Genomic DNA, 19,277 nt, shown 5'->3' on the forward strand with positions numbered 1-19,277 from the left:
GGCCCTGAAAATGGGAAACTTATTTTTAACAATCAATAGAATATGTCTCAATTATCTGAACAAGAGCTGATTAGAAGAGAGAAGCTCAAAGCCTTACAGGAACTGGGGATCGACCCCTACCCTGCTCCATTATACCCCGTAAATCAAACCGCTGTTGCTATAAAGCGTGATTATAAGGGTGAGGAGAATAAGGCCGACTTCGCGAATGTATGTTTGGCTGGCCGTGTTATGAGTGTTCGTGACATGGGTAAGGCAAGCTTTGCTGTACTCCAAGATGGTTCAGGAAAAATTCAGGCTTATATCCGCAGAGATGATATTTGCCCGGGCGAAGACAAGAACTTGTACGATAAAGTATGGAAGCACTTGATCGATATCGGTGATATCATTGGTGTGAAGGGTTTTGTGTTCACTACCAAAACAGGTGAAACTTCTATTCACGTAACAGAACTAACACTACTCACAAAGAGTTTGAAACCGCTTCCAATTGTAAAAGAAAAAGAGGGTGAAACCTTTGATGCAGTAACTGATCCTGAGTTTAAGTACCGCCAGCGTTATGCTGATTTGATCATCAATCCTCAAGTAAAAGATACGTTTGTTAAACGCACGAAATTGGTAAATACCATTCGTGAATATTTGAACGGATTGGGTGCTTTAGAAGTTGACACCCCTGTACTACAATCAATACCCGGTGGCGCAGCAGCTCGTCCATTTGCAACACATCACAATGCATTGGATGTTCCTTTCTACATGCGTATCGCCAATGAATTGTATTTGAAGCGTTTGATAGTTGGAGGGTTTGATTGGGTGTATGAATTCAGTCGCAACTTCCGCAACGAAGGAATGGATCGTACGCACAATCCGGAGTTTACCGTATTGGAATGGTACACCGCCTATAAAGACTACTATTGGATGATGGAGATTACCGAGAATTTGATGGAGCGCATTGCCATCGCCCTTCACGGTACTACTGTTGTTCAAGTGGGCGACAAACAACTCGATTTCAAAGCTCCTTATAAACGCGTTACGATCTACGATGCCATTAAAGAGCATACCGGATTTGACGTGAGTGAAATGGATGAAGACGGACTGAGAGAAGTGTGTTCAAAATTGGGCATCCATACCGATAAGAGCATGGGTAAAGGAAAACTGATCGATGAAATTTTCGGAGGCAAAGCTGAAGGAAAATACATTCAACCAACCTTTATCATTGATTACCCGGTAGAAATGAGTCCGCTCACTAAAAAGCACCGCGATAAACCCGGGCTTGTAGAGCGTTTCGAGTTAATGGCGAACGGTAAAGAAATTGCAAACGCGTACAGTGAGTTGAACGATCCTATCGATCAACGTGAACGTTTCGAAGATCAGGTGAAATTAATGGAACGTGGAGATGACGAAGCGATGTACATCGATTACGATTTCTTGCGCGCATTGGAATATGGTATGCCACCTACTTCGGGTATTGGTATCGGCATCGATCGTTTGTGTATGTTGATGACTAACCAACCAAGCATTCAGGATGTGTTGTTCTTCCCACAAATGAGACCGGAGTCAATTGGTTAATTGGTGAATTTGTTCATTGGTTAGTTCACTAACTTGTTAATAGAAAAATCCCGCCAAGGCGGGATTTTTTATTTTCTTTAAAAAATCATTTATCCACTTAAACGTATTGTGTGACCCCTTCTGCGTCAAGTTCGCAACATAAAAACCAACCAAAGCATTCAAATGCTAAACTTTGTTGGCAAGATGCTCTCACTCCTACTCGTTACGATTATTTGAAGTAATCACACTAATTACCGAATCATCAAATTCACAAATCAACCAACTAATCTCTGTAATTCAACGCAGGCTTTCTATTACCCAACAAGGCTTCATATTTATAGTCGCCAAGAGCAGCCTGGTATTCCGCCTTTGCTTTTTCAACAAGTGCTGGATTGAGGTAGAGATCAATTGCGGTTAATGTCATTGTTTTAGCTGCAACCATCAATCCTTTGATGCCAATTTCAGTACCACCACAAGCAACAGCCTGCCAGCTATGCGCTGCTGTTCCGGGAACCCAAGTTGCGGCGCTCATTCCTACTGTAGGAACCGCATAGCTCACATCTCCTACATCGGTTGAACCTCCACCTGCATCGTTCACAACTTTTAGCGCTTTAATACTATCTGCATTGCTGATATCGGGCGCTTTGTATCCGAAAGTAGATTGAATTTTCTTTGCAAATTCAATTTCTTCGGGAGTGTACTTTACCCCGCCTACTTTTTCTAAGTTCTTCTGCATTACATCTGCAAGAGAACGGTTTAACAACAGATCATGTGTACCTCCGATGATTTCGAATTCCATTTTAGTTTCCGTACCTAAGGCCGCACCTTCTGCAGCTTTCGCTACGCGGTCAAAAATTGCTTTTACTTGATCGCGCTTTGGATGACGTACATAATAATACACTTCAGCAAAATCAGGAATAACATTGGGGGCTTTGCCGCCATTAGTGATCACATAATGAATGCGGGTTTCTTGGGGAACATGTTCGCGCATCATGTTAACCATATTGTCCATTGCTTCTACTGCATCCAAAGAAGAACGACCTCTCTCAGGTGATGCTGCTGCATGCGCTGAAATTCCTTTGAAACGAAACTTTGCAGATTTATTCGCTAATGCGCTGGTAAGTGTAACTCCGTTTTCAGCGCCGGGATGCCAGTGAATGGCCACGTCTACGTCATTGAACAATCCGGCACGCACCATATATACTTTACCGCTTCCACCTTCTTCGGCCGGACAACCAAATACTTTAATGGTACCGGTAAACTTTTTCTCTTCTATTAATTTTTTGATTTCAATTCCGGCAGCTACTGATGCTGTTCCGAATAAGTGATGTCCGCAACCATGACCTGCTTCTTTGCCGGCTATGGGTGTTTTCTCGGGACTGTTGGTTTGGGCCAAACCCGGTAGGGCATCAAATTCAGCCAAGATACCAATCACCGGCTTTCCACTGCCATAGGTTGCAACAAACGCAGTTGGAATTTCAGCCACACCTGATTGAACAGTGAAGCCATTATTTTTCAGTGTTTCTTGCAAGAGGGCAGAGCTTTTTACTTCTTTGTATCCTACTTCAGCATAGTTCCAGATTTGAAGTGCTACTGATTTATAGTTATCGTAACCAGACTGAATGTCTTGTGTAGCTTGTGTCTTAATTTTTTCAGCGGGATCTGCAGCAGGCTTTTTCTTTTGTGCCATAACCGATAAGCTGCTCAGTAAAAGCAGGCTCATTGCAATTTTTCTCATGTGTAACGATGTTTTATTGGAAAGAATAAATACTGATCGTTAAATGTAAGAAAAAGAGCGCAATTCTCGCCCAAGGCTGGAGGCGATGAATCACTTAAACTCGAATGGAGTGGTCATTGTAATCAACAAAGCTTTGGGTTATTGAGGTACTGAATTCATCTTCAAGCTAATTTTCGTCACAAAGGGCGCAGAGAGATCGCAAAGGTTTCTTCATCTTCATGTTTTTTACCGCAGCGTCCTTCGACTGTGCCTTCGGCCCGCTCAGGAACCAGCGCAGCGTGCGCAGCTGTAACGCAGCGTTGGCAGTATCGTTGTATTTCCTCCGTCCTCTATCCACCTTCCTCCCTCTTTTTTTACCACAGATACCCCAGATTACAAGAGATTCTCACAGATTAGCCTCCGATCTTCAATCAGCCTGACTGCTGGCTGTTTAATTATTAATTATTAATTATCCCCCCTGTTCCTGCTCTTGTTCTTTCTTTGTTTCCTCGTCTCCTCGACTCCTCGTTTCCTGCTCTCACACAAACAAATCCTGCATCAACTTCTGCTCCGGATTCACTGCATACTTGGTGAAATCAGTTACTCCCTTTTCACGTAGTATATCTTCATCAATGAAGAAATTACCCGTGCATTCAAATGAAGGGCGTTGAAGAATTTCAATGGCGGCATCGGCTACGATATCGGTAGTTCTGCTGCGTTGAATTAAGAAATCACCACCAAGAAGGTTTTGAACTGCAGCTGTGGCAATGGTTGTTTTAGGCCACAAGGCATTTACACCAATACGGTGTTCTTTTAATTCTTCTGCCAAACCCAACACTACCATGCTCATTCCATATTTGCTCATGGTATAGGCGAGATGCTTTCCAAACCAATTGGGATCCAGGTTCAGAGGCGGTGAAAGATTGAGAATATGCGGGTTGTGCGCCTTTGCTAAGTGAGGAATGCATTCTTTCGACATAAAGAATGTTCCGCGAACATTGATCTGATGCATCAAATCCCAACGCTTGAATTCTGTTTGCGGTGTAGGCGTTAAGCTAATTGCGGAAGCGTTGTTCACCAAAATATCGATGCGCCCGAAGGTGTCAATGGTAGTTTTTACAATATGCTGAATGCTTTCTTCATAACGAATATCGCCTTGTATGGGTAGTACGTTTCCCGGACCAGCTTTTGCAATTTCTTCTGCAGCGGTGTGAATGGTCCCGTCAAGTTTTGGATGCGGCTCAGCTGTTTTGCCTACAATAACCGTGTGCGCACCTTCGCTTGCCAACTTAAGCGCGATGGCTTTACCGATTCCACGACTTCCGCCTGTTATTAAAACCACTTTATTTTCAAACTGCATAGCAACTCATTTAATAGCTGAAATTAAGCTAAAACACGAAAAAACAGTCGTTTAGGGGGAATATTTAGAAAAACTACCCAATCCCGTATCGTATTTTTCCGAGTTCTTTGGTAAAAATGATAGTTCAAAAAACGAGCAATACTGCTCTTGAATAGATTTGAACTGCGAGGTATCTTTGTATTGTTGATTGAATGATGAACACGGACGATCCAAAATCCAAGAAGAACCAATCCAAAGTCCAAGAAAGACCAATATCCAATTAGTCCTAAGAAAAACACAGTAAAGTCCAAAAGTCCAAAAAGAAAAACCAGTTCGAACATCGTTCAAGAGACCGTTTAAAATCCAAGATTCCGTTCGCGATCCAAGTAACTCTGAAAAACGTAAATTTGTACCTATGAATAGCCGTTAAGGTTTCGTACAAAACGTTTTTAAAAAGCCTGAAGATTTTCCACTTCAGGTTTTTTTGTTTCTATACCTCAAAGAAAACCATTAGTAGCCTAAAAATTTTTAGGATCCACTTGCAGTGCGGCTTTGCTCGCCGTATTTTACTCAAAATCCTACCGTGCCTTTTGGAAAACTATATGGTCTTCTTCTTTGCCTAATATTCCCCGTATTAGCGTATTCGCAAGGTCGCGTAGTAATCAACGAATACCTACCATGGCCGAACAACTCATGTGGCGTTACTTCCGAATTTGTTGAACTTACCAATATGGGGCCTGGACCCATTAACATTGGATGTTACGTTTTAACCGACGGAGACTTCAGCGTTACCATTCCGGCCAATACCATTTTACAACCAGGGCAGTTCTATGTAATATCCGGACAAAACACCATTGCCTCGGGCTGTGCAAATATCAACAATGCCGTTACGGTAGACCTGAACTGGACCACCTGCGGCTGTACTAGTGGAACCATACCAACTACCGGAGATGGATTCTTTACAGATGGCGGGTCGGCTAATGAACAAGTAGTGTTGCTAAACTCATCAATGCAAGTTATTGATGCGGTGGTTAGAGCTTTGCCGGCTGAATCTTCTAGCTCCATTACAACCGCTAGCATCAGCGGTTGTAGCGCACAAACATTCAACTTGACTTCTTATTCAATTACATATGAAACCATTGGACAATCTACCGGTAGGGGTAATAGTTTCGCTCGAATTTTAGATGGTGATTGTGGCTGGGTGAAAGATACTCAACAAAGCGGTGGCGCCTCGAACAATACTACGGGCGATGTGGCCTCTGTAACCGCTACACTGAGCATTACTCAACCCAATGGTTGTACGAATAATGGCGCCGTCAGTGTATTATTGAGCGGATCCGGTACGTTGTTTCCTGTAAGCTATATACTAGCCTACGACACAGATAACGACAATGTATTTGAATTAACAGACTCTTATACAACAGGTACCGATAATTCTTCTCCAAATGTAAATGTAAGTGGCATGCAACCGGGCAGGTATCGCCTACAAATGACACCGGCTAGCGGGTGCAGTGACCAAATTGTATATTTTAATATTCTTGACTGTAACGGTTATATTCTACCCGAATTATTAACAAGCTTCCAAGGGACACTTAAGAACAACAATATTTACTTGAATTGGTCAAGCCCATCAGGGGAACTTATTCAGCAATACACAATTGAATGGTCTCAAAATGGTACAACCTTTATTCCGATGGATAGTTTGTCATCAAAAGGTATCGGCCAGCAAGACTACTTTTGGATCAGCCCGCTTAATCGATCCGGATATTATCGGATCATCATTAAAACAAAAGCAGGGTCTTATGTATACTCTTCCCACATTTACCTTGTATCGAACAGAAGCAGTTCAGAATTACTAGTGAGCCCTAATCCGGCCAACAATCTTGTTCGAATTGAATATGATCATCATTCTATTTCAGAGGAAGTACTCATCGAATTTGTAACAGTAACCGGACAAATAGTGAAAACACATCAGAACAGGCTTCAACCCGGAACCAATCTTTGGGCGTTTAATGTAACAGACCTACCCGAAGGCGTCTATTTTATTCAAATGAAAACTAAGAAAGGTATGGTAACATTGCCAGCGAAAACCATTGTTCGAAGAAACAACTAATAGGGTCTCATGCATCGAAATCCAACTGTTGCATTTCTCTCAAAACCCTGATCAATACGCAACAAATACTGTCGATAGTGCAATTCACGAGGACCGCTCTGTACATACCACCAACTTCCTGAAGGCTTAAAATAGGAGCTTCCTTTCATGATAATATAGCGATAACTTCCATTGATGTACTCGTCGTTCGTTAACTGCCACACCGATCCGGTAAGATCTTGCAATCCATATGGATTTGCGCCTTTCGGATAGGAGCCAACACTATAAAGTTTTCCATCACCTAAATTACAATAGGTACTGTCGATGCCTTCAATTGAAATGGTAGTCAAGGTTTCGGTAACAGGTGTTTCCTTTCTTGAAACAGGGTTTGTTTGCTTCCAAGGCCATTCGTTCATGGCAGGAGTTTGAGCTGCATATTGCCATTCTATTTCAGTTGGCAAGCGTTTCCCGGCCCATATCGCATAGGCTTTGGCATCTTCGTAACTAACGTAAACAACCGGATAATTCGCTTCTTCAGGTTTGTACTTTCCCTTTACCCAATGTTTTAAATAACGATTGGTATCAGATGGAATGTAACGCGAGGCTTTAACGAAAGCATAGTACTCCGCATTCGTCACCGGAAAACGATCCATGTAGAATGAAGGCAGTTGCACTTGTTCACCTTCATTCTCTGTTGGATAGGGAATGAAGTCGTCGCCATGACTTGTTTTAAACACAAAACTTCCTGCCGGAATCAATGCCATCGTATTCAAACTCTTTGCAGCACCACCAACAACAGGAACATCGCTTATTTTTCTGGATCTTCCGGGCTGTATCGTTTGAATGGTTTCGTCAATTAAATCATTGTTTTTTAACAATCGGAGAATCAATTTTCCTTCAAACCTTCCAATTGATTTGTACAGGGAAATGGCAGTATCGCAAGAGTTCCAGCTTAAAGGCTTTTGACTGTAAGAAGTTGTAGTAGTCCACAACTGAAACTCGTATCCTTTTGGAACTTTAATGATCAATTGATCGCCTCGAAGTGCTGATTGAATCAATTGAGGTAGTTGTGCAATGGCATCTACTTCACCTTCATTATTGGTTCCTAAATAAGAGGCATTGAATGCGGTTGTTTTTGCAGGAATAAAGGTTTTCCCGGCTTTATAACTCGGCTTCAATAATTCATGATGCCAGAGGTCTACAAAATGATATCCCGGTTTTTCTTCTACTTCAAACAAATCTCCGGTAAAGCCTTCCGGAATCAAAGAATAGATTGTATACAATGTTTTGGAAGCGCCGGCCCATTCATTCACCCAAATTTGATCGTGTGAAGTTGGCAGCAACGGTGTATAAGTTCCTTCAGTAAAGTTTTTGGTATTCTCGCGTAAAATTCTTGAAGTGGCTCCTAGATACCGGTATTGTTCGTCTACCCATTCAGGTTGCCCAGGAGCGAAAATATTGAGCTCTGTTCCATATCCATTGAAAAAAGAAGTTGCAAATTCTCGTTTGATCGGTTCTTTGTAAAGTTCAGCTACCCGAAAAATGGCAAAATCGGGTTTTATGAATTTACACAAATTCAACATGGGTACATAGTACAGTGCATTGTGTACTCTACCTGAAACAATGCCTGGCATATCTTTCGGAACAGCCATTCCTTCACTGTACATAATTACACCCGGTTTCACTTTATCGGCTGCTTCTTGCAATTCTTTACTCGATTCTCCTTTTGTATCCAACACCACTCCATCGGCATCAGTGGTTTCAATTAACTTACCTATACCGGCTAAATGTCCTTCTGCTCTTGTACTTTCATCCCATGGATTGTAGCAAACAAAAAATCGAGTTCCCACGGCACGAAGTTCTTTCGCTTGCTTTTTCAAGCCTGCCGTTCCTCCGGGTAAATCACGAAAAAGGTCAAATTGGTTTCTTTGATCCAGTCCTAAAGAAGGCCAGGTTGGCCAAATGCCAATTACCTCATTGCCTCCATACAATGATTTCGCTTTTGCCTCAAATTCATTCAAATGAAATTTCTTATCACTGATATCGTAGTAGAATTTATCCCAAGCTTGAATTAAATGAATAACATAGCTATGACGCATCCACGACAAATCTTTTCGTTCAAAGAGCGCATTATCGAAATGCCCAATATCATAGAGTTTTCTGTATTGAAAAACAATTCGAAGGGCATCCTGCCAGTTGCCGGAGTAAACCTCTTCGTGTTCGATGTATCGAACCGAGCCTCCGGGATAAAGAATGGTTTCGAATCTTCGCCTTTGGCCATTTGTGATACTAGCACGATCTCTTCTAACTAAAAGAGCCTTACCCGATTCTACATAATTTGCTGAGCAACTGAAGCCCAACTCCCATGCATTATCGGGCAACACTACATTTACAGGCTTTTTTCCGGGAATAAAAAGATGTGACCTACTAAGTCCATGCTCACCCATTCCGGTAATATAAACATTGCCTGCACTTACTCCACTAGGCACCATGTTTCGAATAACGATCGTATCATTCGAAGTGTTGGTTAAATTATAGTAACGCAATCCCGCGGTATCCGGAATGATAACTGTTAAGGAAAGCCCCGCCTGTTTTGTTTGATTCGCATTGAAATAATACACGGTTTTATTGACTTCAAGGGAGAAATAATTCGATTGTGTAAAAACGGTGTATGGTAGGAGCAACAGCAGTAGTAGGAATCGCATGAACCCAAAATTTCCAAAAAGGTACTAAGAGCCTTGAATTAAAAAAAATTCCGCAGGTAAGTTTCTAGACCTGCGGAATATCTAAGTACTATCAATCGATTGTTATACCAATACTAGAATCGGTTTGTTTTGAAGAATGGCTTCAATTTTATCCATTATTTCTTGAGTAAGCAGGGGTAGCACCTCCAATGCTTTTAAGTTCTCTGTCAATTGTTCCGGTTTGGTAGCACCTAAAATAGCCGTTGTTACATCCGGATTCTTGATAGTCCAAGCAATAGAAAGAGAAGCCAAGCTTACATTTAGTTCTTTCGCCAAAACCGATAGTTTTTTCACCTTTTCAATCTTTTCTTCTTGTACCCAACGCTCTTTTAACCACTCGAATCCGGGCATGTTCAATCTTGAATCTTCAGAAACTTTATCGAGGTATTTTCCAGTCAAGAATCCACTTGCTAATGGGCTCCAAATAGTAGTTCCCAATCCAACATTTCTAAAAACCGGCACATAATCCTGCTCCATTTTAAAACGCTCGAACATATTGTATTGAGGTTGTTCTACAACCGGACAAATTAAATGATATTGCTGTGCAACTCGGTGTGCCTCCATAATTTCAGCGCCGCTCCACATACTGGTTCCCCAATACAAAACTTTCCCTTGTTGAATAAGGTTGTGCATCGTCCACACTACTTCTTCAATGGGAACAGTAGGGTCGGGACGATGACAGAAAAAGATATCAAGATAGTCGGTTTGCAAGCGACCGAGGGCTTCGTGACAAGCCTCTACAATGTGCTTTCTGCTCAACCCTGTTTGATTGGGCTTGTTTGCTTTTCCCCTCCAACCGAAAAATACTTTTGAAGAGAGGGTATAGGAAGTTCTGTCCCAATTTTTTTGTTTCAATACGCGGCCCATCATTTTCTCACTTTCGCCCAAGGCATAGGCTTCGGCATTATCGAAAAAATTGATGCCGGCATCATAAGCCATTCCCATCAATGTATCTGCGGTTCCATCTTCAATTTGTTTGTGGAAGGTTACCCAGCTACCAAAGCTCAGCACACTTAATTGGAGGCCGGAACGGCCCATTCTACGGTATTCCATATATTAATTAGTTGATTTGAGGATTTGTTGATTAGTGAATTACAAATTTAACCCTTGTTGGGTTCTAACACAGGAAGAATTAATTGTTAAGAAGTGGCAAAGAGATTTGAAAGGGCAGTGAACTGCCTTTTGGATCATCAGGTTGAAATGGCCTTACTGTGGAATGCCATCGTCACTCACCATTCGCTGACCGGAAGACCCTAGGATCCACCATTCGCTGAAATCCTGTTTGGCGCGAAGTCCGAATTTCCCGATGGTATAGCCGGTTCTTTGATAGATATGAACCACTTTATCGGTATAAAATTCTTGTTTGTTTTGATCCCACCAAAGTTCATCGGTTTTAAGGGTATCGCCGTTTACTTTGTTTATGATCACAACACTGTCGCGCAATAAAACAGTTCTCTGAAATTCTTTATGTTTAGCGTAATGTGCATCAAGGATGCTTTCAACTTGATTAGAATCGTTGTAAAAATCTACATGGAGGGTTCGATTGAATTCTAGATAAGGTGAATCAATCAAATAGCGAAGCATGTAAGGCGCCGTTAGTTTCGCTTTAACTTTTCCGCCTTGACTCAGATAACTCTCAACACCTGCAGCTTCTTCCACCGCTGTTTTTTTGCTAAACATTTCGTCCACCTGCTTCTGATCATTCTCACAGGAAAACATAAAAAAGCAGCTTACCAATAAAGCTGCTTTTACTAATTTGAAAGTATTTGACTTCGTTACTTGCATTTGTTAATCGTACTTACGCTTAATGAACCAAATATCGCTCATTGAGAAAGCAACTGAAAAACGAACAAAGTTTTCTTTTACCAAGCTGGCATTGGTGCCTCTTTGTCCGAATTCTAGAGACGTATTGATAATGCTAAATTGATTTGTATAGGTTACACGTCGCATTGGCAAACCGGCGCCGAAAGTAAAGGAGAATTTTTTAAGATCGCCGTCAGCAGCAATGTAGTCAACACCGTAGTTAAACCCTGCGCGGTAGGCAACACTTCCCCAGTAAGATTTACCTGCTTTAGGAATCAACTGTCCACCTGTTCTGATTTCCCAACTATCTTGAACTTGATCAGTTTCGCCGAAATAACGATACTTCGACCATTTAGCTGCAGCGTATTCAACTCCAATTTGCCATTGACCACTTTTATCCAAAATAAAACCGGCACTATAACTTAAAGGCAATTGCACTCTTCCTGTTTGACCGGCTACTGCATACACACTATCAATTCGAAGTTCAGCGCCATTTGCATCGTAATTGTATGTTTCACGCACTACATCACGGGTCGCTTTTAAATTCTGCTGCAAGGTTGCTTGAGCACCCATGCGAAGAACATATTTATTATTCAGCTTCGCATTGTATTGCGCTCCTGCATTTACCACAAAGCCATAAAAGTTAGACTTTGTTTCGCTGTTTGATTTGGCATACAACAAACTGTCATTAATAAAAATGCGGCGTGTGCTGTGATCTTTGCTTCCAAACATATATCCCAAGTTCGCTCCAAATGTAAAACGCTTGATTCTAAAACCGGTTCCTAAGAATACCTGTTGTGTTCCTCCATTGCCTTCAAACAAAGTTGAAACGCTGTCGGTAGCACCGGAGCCAAAATTGAGACGCTCGCTTTTTAATACTTTGTATCCAATTCTGCTGTTGGGGCGTAAACCAAAAACCAAGCCCCAGCCACCATTCTTTTTTAATGGAATGCCCAAATTCACATTTGAAATGATAGGACTGGCATTTGAGAATTTCTGAACAGGATTGAAAGAACGGATTGTCAAGTTTTCCAATTCTAATCCAACATCGTAGGTAACGGTTTGAAGATTGCCATAAGATGCCGGATTGTAGAAATTGATGGTTTGATAGTCGCCATAAGCTGAAGCCACCCCTCCCATTGCACGGGTTAGGATGTTTTGATTGCTCAAGGTGTTGCCTATACCATATCGGGAATAGGGGGAGTTAAGTGTTTGCGCCTTTACCCCAGAGATCAATCCGAAGCAAATAAGTGCTAACACATTGATTCTCTTAGTCATTGTTAAACTCACTGATTGCATATAGGCCTTTAAAGATTAAGTTAGAGTCCGCAAATATCTTGTTTTTCAAGTGATAGACAAAATAGGCCGCATCGCCCCCGGTTATGAGGACGTTAAAGTTATCATATTTTTCCTTGTAAGCGTCTATCATACCGTCTATTTCCTTGGCCATTCCAAGGATGACTCCACTTAAAATATTGGTACGGGTATCGTATCCTACCAGGGGGAAATTCCAGTCTTTTTCAACCAAAGGAAGAAGTGCCGTTAATTGATGTAAACTCTTGAATCTCATCTCCATACCAGGGGAAATACCCCCTCCTAAGAACTCATGATTCTTATTGATGAAATTATAGGTAATGGCCGATCCGAGGCCAATTACCAAGTTATTGCTATTAGGAAAGAGGTCTCGGGCAGCTACCACCAGCCCCAACCGGTCGGCACCAATGGTTTCGGGTTTACCTACCGGAGTGGTAATCGGGATTTTAGATAGATGATTGAGTTTATGAAAACGGGTTTGAGAGGCTAAGATGGTTTCTAATTCCGGATTGTGATTCACCACCGATGATAGCAAGGTTTTTTGAGGCTTCACGCGGCCTAATAACCCCTGAATGGTTTCATTGGAATCATCGGGAAGAACAATCACTTCCGTCAATTCTCTGTCTTGAAATACCGCGCATTTCTTTCGAGTATTTCCAAAATCAAAGCAAATAGTGCAGGTCGACAATTTGAAAAATTTTCGTAAAACTAGAGGTTTAAATCGAAAGGTGAGAGATTTCGGAAATGGCCGTTCAATTTTACCTTCTCCTTCAACTTTTCCATTTCTGCTAACATTGGTAATACTTTTTGCAGATGTCGGCGAAGGTACTCTTGACGTTGCTTTTCTTCAAACAGCCCCAACACTTCGTATTCTTCTTCTAGTGACAATCCCATATGATGCGCTATATCATATGCTCCTAATTCCTGCTCCGGTTTCTTAAAATCCTTCGACACTTGCAGCAAACGATGCAATTCTTTGATACCTGCAACAATTTTTTGAATCATGGTGCGATCGCTGTAATACGTGGCATTATTGGGATAATTCACAATAGCACCACTGTAAAGCTTATCAGGAATTGCTTTCACCACTTCTAAAATTCGGAATACTTGAAGTCCTTCCGTTCTAATATCCATCTCTCCGTTTTCATACTCTTTTACAATTTCAACCAGTTTTACCGAAGTACCATATTCTTGCAATCGATCGCCAACAACAGATGGAATACCAAATGTTTTGCCACTGGCATGGCATTCACGAATCAATTGTTTATACCTGGGTTCAAAAATGTGTAAATGGAGTTTCTCTCCGGGATACACTACAATGCCTAAAGGAAAAATAGGAATGAAATTCGTCATACGCCACTAATAGAACTATTAATTTACTATAAATAACACTCAATTATCCATCTTGCTTACAAATTGATAGAGATTAAAGGACCCTTCCTTCAACTCTTTTGCTATCATTTCTTTGATGACTTCTTTATGCACGCCTTTCATGCGTCGGGCTTGAATCAATTGAAAGGCTCTTTCAGCCAACAACCAAGACTTGTGTTCATTAAATGACTGCAAGCTCAATTGCTTTAGAATGGCAGCCCACAATTCACCAAGCCCCTCACCGGTAGAAGCAATGGTTTTTACAACGGGTATTTCTATTTGGGAACGATGAAAAGCAGGAGCCAACATTAACCTAAGATTTCGAACGAATTGATCTGCTTCCGGACGATCTGCCTTGTTCACTACAAACAAATCGGCGATTTCCATTATGCCCGACTTCATGGTTTGTACTTCATCACCTGCCTCCGGAACTACCACTACTACTGTTAGATCGGCCAAACCGGTGATCTCCACTTCACTTTGACCTACGCCCACCGTTTCTGTGATTATGTAATCGAAAGGAGCAGCTTTGAGCCACTCGGTGATCTCCACAATTTTAGGATGCAATCCACCCAATGCGCCTCTAGAAGCCAAAGAGCGAATGTATACATTGGGATGTGTGTACCAATTGCTCATTCTAATTCGATCGCCCAACAATGCTCCCAAATTAAAGGGAGAAGAAGGATCTACACACAATACAGCAACCCTTTTTCCGGCTTCAACAATCTGCTTGATCAAACCATCCACCAAAGTGCTCTTACCGGCACCCGGAGGACCGGTAATGCCAATAATAGGCACCGCGGTAGCGGCCGACTCCAGCAACAACTCTTCATAGCCGGGCGCTTCATTTTCGATCATCGAAATAGAACGCGCTAGTGCTTTGATGTCACCGGATTTTACATGTTGAATAATGGCTGCCGACATGAATTCCCTAAATGATCTTGTAATTTTTAAAATCAAACAAACGAAGGCCTGTTTGTTTTTCAAACCAATACAACACTCTATTCTTAAAAGAAAATTTCTTCTTCGAAATATCAATACGAATGTCCCAATTTTTCTCTTTTACTCTTTGTTGCATAACTGCAGGGTGCGTGCCTTCGAACAAAGCCAAGGAATCAAAATCGGAGAATTCAAATACTTGTTGTTCTTGAATACGTCTGTTTACATCTTCCTGATCACTCCAGAATCCCACTGTATTCTTCTGCTTCTGCAACATTTGTTGGGGGCTTTTCACCCAACCATAATGATAGATGTATGCATCGATCTGTTTAACATTTAACTTTCGGTTACCCACTCGAAAACCTTGTGCATCTCGAAAGCTTTGAATTTTCCGATCGTTGCGAATAATGCGAACCTCTTTATGATACCAGCGACGGCTGTCACCTACATAATCGTAAGTGCCGTAAAAATGGGTATAGTGAAACAACAATCCTTCTACACGCAGATCATCTTTGTATCGAAGAGCCGCTTCTTTAATAGCCGTATGGTATTTCTCATGCACCACTTCATCGGCTTGAATATAAAAAGCCCAGTCGCTATCCGGTGAAATATGCTCGAACGCTTTATTGGTTTCTACTGCTAAAATGGTTCCACCTGAACGAATGGAAGGATCCCATACCGAGTGTACGATCTTAATTTTGGGAGAATTGATAGAACGAATCAATCCCTCGGTATCGTCTTCCGAATCACCAATGGAAACAATCATCTCATCTACAACCGGGAGGATAGAAGTAATGGCTTCCACTATCGGATAGTCATTCTTTACAGCGTTCTTTATTATAGTAAATCCTGAGATCTTCATGATGTTGCAAACTTACGCTTTGTTAGGCTGTATTGAGTTGCTTTTATTTTACCGGAATGCCTTTGTGCAGGGCGTATAATTTATAGTATTTCAAGAACGTGAGATGCGCTACATTTTTAGCAATTACATATCCTTCAAACCCGTCTAAAAAGCCGGCTTTGAAAATATATCCATGTAAAAAGGCCCAACATGGGTTAACGATCATTTTAAACCAACTCGCCTTTTTGCCTCGATTGTAATAAGCAAGAGCAGATATGGTACTGAACTTGTTGTTCTGCTGAATATGTTCTTCAAGTGTATTGTAAGAATAATGAAGAATAGCCCCTTGCAGTAAGGAGGGCGCTTCGGCATTGCTCATTATAATTTCATCGTGCGGATTGATGCCTCCCCATTTCCCAAGTTCTCGTTTAAACAATCGAAGCTTGCGATCGGGATACCAAGAACCATGTTTGATAAACTTGCCGCAGTAATTGGTGCAACGATTCATTTTAAAAGCCAGAACCTTTTCTTGTTGAATCGCTTGCAAAATGGAAGCTTTCAATTGTTCATCAATAGCCTCGTCAGCATCCAAACAAAGCACCCAGTCACCGGTAGCCAAATTCAGCGCATCGTTTTTTTGCTCAATATACCCTGCAAATTTCTGTTGACTGATTTTTGCTCCCATTTCGGTGGCTATTGACACTGTTGCGTCAGTAGAAAATGAATCCAACACTATGATCTCGTCTACCCAGCCCTTTACAGAAGCCAGACAGCGTTCAATGTTCTTTTCTTCGTTAAATGTGATGATCACTACTGAGAGCATGCTGCGAAATTAAGGCTATTCAAAATAAGAAGGGAAGCAATTGCTTCCCTTCTCAATACTTTCATTCTATTTTTTATTCTTCACATCCAATAGGCGCTCCCGGAGGAATGGCCGCATGAATGGTAGGCTTTGCTTTTTCCGGTGCTTTCATTCTGTCGAGCGCCAGCACTAAATGCGCCGCATAACTATCATTCCCCGGCGCTTTCTTTTTTTCTTCTATATAGGTCTTCAGATCTTCAAGCACTTTCTTTACCACTGCACGTGCAGAGAAGCTCGCATTTTCATCGATGCTGGAAGCCAACAAGTACGTTAGCACCAACTGTTCTGTTTGTTGTTGAATCAATTGTTTGGTACCACTAACCCTAGGTGCTCTCCAAGTAGCGTCCAATGTTTTTTGCAGCATATCGTTTAACCCTAACCCTCCTTTCATTTCGAATTGAACCAATCTGCTTAAGCGTTCGCTGTTAAACAAGAAGCTCAAAGGCAAATCAGCCGCGGTTTCAGCAGCCGCCAAAGGATCAAATACTAATCCGGTTCTCTTTTTAAACAATTCGCGCGTGAAATCATATCCTGCCGGACGCGGAGGGATCAAATTCACAATTGATTCAGGCAATTCCAAAAACTCGGGTTGAAGAGTTTCCAAAGTCGCATTTAAGGCCTCCAATTGCTTTTCTTTGGGAATAGCACCAGTTATCAGTTGACCATCGCCTCTTAATGCATAGGTATAATTCAAGCCACCCACAATTTTAGTAACCGCTTCAACTTGATAGCGGTGATAGAGGTATACGGGAACCAAGGCATCTTCCAAAAAGGCCATAGGTTGACCGGGACGAATGGAATTGATTCCAAACTTCGAGAGTGCTTTCCCTCTTACCGCTACCACTTCTTTCAATCCATCTACAGCACTCGTATTATTATCCCATAAATGGGCTTGCGGATGAGCACCACCGGGTGCGCGTGCATCGCGATCGCTGATAAACTGCAATCCTTTTTTGGTAGCATCGGTTAATATCTTATTCAATTCCTTTGCCTCATCTGAACCTTCTGCAAAATCTTGATATCCCCATGTGATGGCAACCTTGTCCCAATCCCCAATCTTGTGATCGTATGCATCTGTAAGATCAATATCGCCATTACGTTTTAGTTTGATCAATGGGTGAGGATAGTCCATCACACTGGCTCTATTGTTAACGCTGGAAGCATAGTTGTGCATCAATCCTAATGTATGTCCTACTTCATGTGCTGCCAATTGTTCCAAACGCTCTAAGGCCATTTTCAACATAGGATCATCTTTGGGCAATCCTTTCTCGAAAGGCGCCAGCAGGCCTTGCGCGATCAAATAGTCTTGACGCACTCTCAACGAACCCAAGCTCACTTGACCTTTGATGATTTCACCCGTTCTAGGATCTACTACAGAAGCACCATAACTCCATCCACGGGTAGAACGATGTACCCAATTGATCATATTATAACGAATATCCATAGGGTCTGCTGAATCCGGCAATATTTGAACTTGAAATGCATCTTTATATCCCGCTGCCTCAAAGGCTTGATTCCACCATTGTGCTCCTTTTAACAAAGCAGAGCGAATGGGCTCAGGCGTGCCATTGTCGAGATAATATACAATCGGCTTTACTGCTTCACTAACTTTCGCTTTTGGGTCTTTCTTCTGAAGGCGGTGACGAATAGCGAAGTATTTCGCGATAGGTTCGTATACCGGTGTGCTGTAATCGAAATAACTGGTGTTGATAAAAGAAGAACGCGCATCAAATAGGCGTGGTTTGTAATTGGCATCGGGCAGCTGTACAAATGAATGATGCATTCGAAGCGTGATGGCTTCGGTGGAAGGCGCCACTTCTTGAACATAATTGCCGGCAGAACCATCAGCACTGGCATAGGTAAGTGTTACTTCAATTTCTGTGTTTAAAGGGAAATTTTTAGTACGAGGCCAATACAGCGCGGAACGTGATTTATCGAGTGAATAGTTTCCTTGTTGCATTCTTCTCAAGCGATTCGAAACTTGCATTCCGTCGCGCAATAAGAAATCAGTCATGTCTACCAACGTACGATCGCCCGATTGGGCTTCAACTGCAAATCCAGCCAGAGCCGATTGGGCAAAAGACTGATCTACGGCTCTTTTTTCTGCCGGGTCGGAACTGGTAGCTCGGTAATCGAAATTGGGCTGGATCATCAGCACTTTTCTTCCGATTTTAGAGAAAACCACTACTCTACCTCCGCCCATTAGGCCTCTATCTAAACCAATATCATTTGACCCCAAACCGGCCGGCAGCGACATGGCATACAGGTATTGGGTATTCATTTGAGGAATTTCTACATATAACTTTCCGGAAGGTTCATCCCAATAAATAGGGAAAAATCCATCAGTTTTTGTAAAATTTTTCGTCTTTTCCTCAATAGTAGGAAGGGTTTGCGACCAAAGAGACAGGGGAAGTAATAGGAGAAGCAGTGTTCTGAACATATACAGTGAATTTTGCCTAAGTTACTGAAAACTAACCTAAGCATAATTCACTATCGATTGTGTTTCCACCAGCGGTAGCCAATAAAACTCATGATCAAAATAGGAGCTGCAGCCAAGTAAACAATGGCACCGTTCAGCGCTTTAGCGGGCTTTTCGCCCAATTGAGAGGCTGTTTTTGTACATATAGAACATTGGGCAGCCACGTCAACAGAGATAGAAAGCAGCATTCCCACCAAAAGAATCATCACCAGAATTCGAGCTGTTTTCATGTAAAAA

Annotated in this window: 15 protein-coding genes; 2 read left to right on the forward strand and 13 right to left on the reverse strand. The window is 41.9% G+C overall.

Going from position 1 to position 19,277, the window contains the following annotated elements; all coding sequences use genetic code 11:
• Positions 1 to 42 precede the first annotated feature (42 nt).
• Complete coding sequence (gene lysS, locus ACQ2HE_RS00235) at positions 43 to 1,560, forward strand: lysine--tRNA ligase (protein WP_430895711.1); 1,518 nt, start codon at positions 43 to 45, stop codon at positions 1,558 to 1,560.
• Between the two features lie 262 nt (positions 1,561 to 1,822).
• Here the strand turns inward: lysS and ACQ2HE_RS00240 are convergent, their stop codons facing one another.
• Positions 1,823 to 3,277 (reverse strand): amidohydrolase, encoded by a 1,455-nt coding sequence (locus ACQ2HE_RS00240; RefSeq protein WP_430895709.1) that lies wholly within the window; start codon positions 3,275 to 3,277, stop codon positions 1,823 to 1,825.
• 517 nt (positions 3,278 to 3,794) lie between these two features.
• Positions 3,795 to 4,616 (reverse strand): SDR family oxidoreductase, encoded by an 822-nt coding sequence (locus tag ACQ2HE_RS00245; RefSeq protein ID WP_430895707.1) that lies wholly within the window; start codon positions 4,614 to 4,616, stop codon positions 3,795 to 3,797.
• Positions 4,617 to 5,178: 562 nt separating this feature from the next.
• Here ACQ2HE_RS00245 and ACQ2HE_RS00250 point away from each other — a divergent pair.
• Positions 5,179 to 6,708 (forward strand): lamin tail domain-containing protein, encoded by a 1,530-nt coding sequence (locus ACQ2HE_RS00250; RefSeq protein WP_430895705.1) that lies wholly within the window; start codon positions 5,179 to 5,181, stop codon positions 6,706 to 6,708.
• Here ACQ2HE_RS00250 and ACQ2HE_RS00255 read toward each other — a convergent pair.
• From ACQ2HE_RS00255 to ACQ2HE_RS00305, 11 genes are all read right to left on the reverse strand, one after another.
• Positions 6,705 to 9,392 carry a formylglycine-generating enzyme family protein gene (locus ACQ2HE_RS00255; RefSeq protein ID WP_430895703.1) on the reverse strand — a complete coding sequence of 896 codons (2,688 nt, stop codon included), beginning with the start codon at positions 9,390 to 9,392 and terminating at the stop codon, positions 6,705 to 6,707. The genes ACQ2HE_RS00250 and ACQ2HE_RS00255 overlap by 4 nt on opposite strands.
• A 102-nt stretch (positions 9,393 to 9,494) precedes the next feature.
• Positions 9,495 to 10,484 (reverse strand): potassium channel beta subunit family protein, encoded by a 990-nt coding sequence (locus ACQ2HE_RS00260; RefSeq protein WP_430895701.1) that lies wholly within the window; start codon positions 10,482 to 10,484, stop codon positions 9,495 to 9,497.
• A gap of 153 nt (positions 10,485 to 10,637) precedes the next feature.
• Positions 10,638 to 11,216, reverse strand: a complete 579-nt coding sequence (gene lptC, locus ACQ2HE_RS00265; RefSeq protein WP_430895699.1) for an LPS export ABC transporter periplasmic protein LptC — start codon at positions 11,214 to 11,216, stop codon at positions 10,638 to 10,640.
• 3 nt (positions 11,217 to 11,219) lie between these two features.
• On the reverse strand, positions 11,220 to 12,512 hold the full coding sequence (locus ACQ2HE_RS00270) for a hypothetical protein (protein ID WP_430895697.1): 1,293 nt from the start codon (positions 12,510 to 12,512) through the stop codon (positions 11,220 to 11,222).
• On the reverse strand, positions 12,505 to 13,236 hold the full coding sequence (locus tag ACQ2HE_RS00275) for a type III pantothenate kinase (RefSeq protein WP_430895695.1): 732 nt from the start codon (positions 13,234 to 13,236) through the stop codon (positions 12,505 to 12,507). The genes ACQ2HE_RS00270 and ACQ2HE_RS00275 overlap by 8 nt, the downstream gene beginning before the upstream one ends.
• A gap of 20 nt (positions 13,237 to 13,256) precedes the next feature.
• Complete coding sequence (locus ACQ2HE_RS00280; protein WP_430895693.1) at positions 13,257 to 13,901, reverse strand: LON peptidase substrate-binding domain-containing protein; 645 nt, start codon at positions 13,899 to 13,901, stop codon at positions 13,257 to 13,259.
• Between the two features lie 39 nt (positions 13,902 to 13,940).
• Positions 13,941 to 14,843, reverse strand: a complete 903-nt coding sequence (gene meaB, locus ACQ2HE_RS00285; RefSeq protein WP_430895691.1) for a methylmalonyl Co-A mutase-associated GTPase MeaB — start codon at positions 14,841 to 14,843, stop codon at positions 13,941 to 13,943.
• Positions 14,844 to 14,850: 7 nt separating this feature from the next.
• Positions 14,851 to 15,720 (reverse strand): glycosyltransferase family protein, encoded by an 870-nt coding sequence (locus ACQ2HE_RS00290; protein ID WP_430895689.1) that lies wholly within the window; start codon positions 15,718 to 15,720, stop codon positions 14,851 to 14,853.
• A gap of 43 nt (positions 15,721 to 15,763) precedes the next feature.
• Complete coding sequence (locus ACQ2HE_RS00295) at positions 15,764 to 16,522, reverse strand: glycosyltransferase family 2 protein (protein ID WP_430895687.1); 759 nt, start codon at positions 16,520 to 16,522, stop codon at positions 15,764 to 15,766.
• Positions 16,523 to 16,595: 73 nt separating this feature from the next.
• On the reverse strand, positions 16,596 to 19,001 hold the full coding sequence (locus ACQ2HE_RS00300; protein WP_430895685.1) for a zinc-dependent metalloprotease: 2,406 nt from the start codon (positions 18,999 to 19,001) through the stop codon (positions 16,596 to 16,598).
• Positions 19,002 to 19,051: 50 nt separating this feature from the next.
• Positions 19,052 to 19,270 (reverse strand): hypothetical protein, encoded by a 219-nt coding sequence (locus ACQ2HE_RS00305; protein ID WP_430895683.1) that lies wholly within the window; start codon positions 19,268 to 19,270, stop codon positions 19,052 to 19,054.
• Positions 19,271 to 19,277: the final 7 nt, after the last annotated feature.

The sequence above is a fragment of the Endoryza foliicola genome, assembly GCF_050589245.1.
Classification (GTDB): domain Bacteria; phylum Bacteroidota; class Bacteroidia; order Chitinophagales; family Chitinophagaceae; genus Endoryza; species Endoryza foliicola.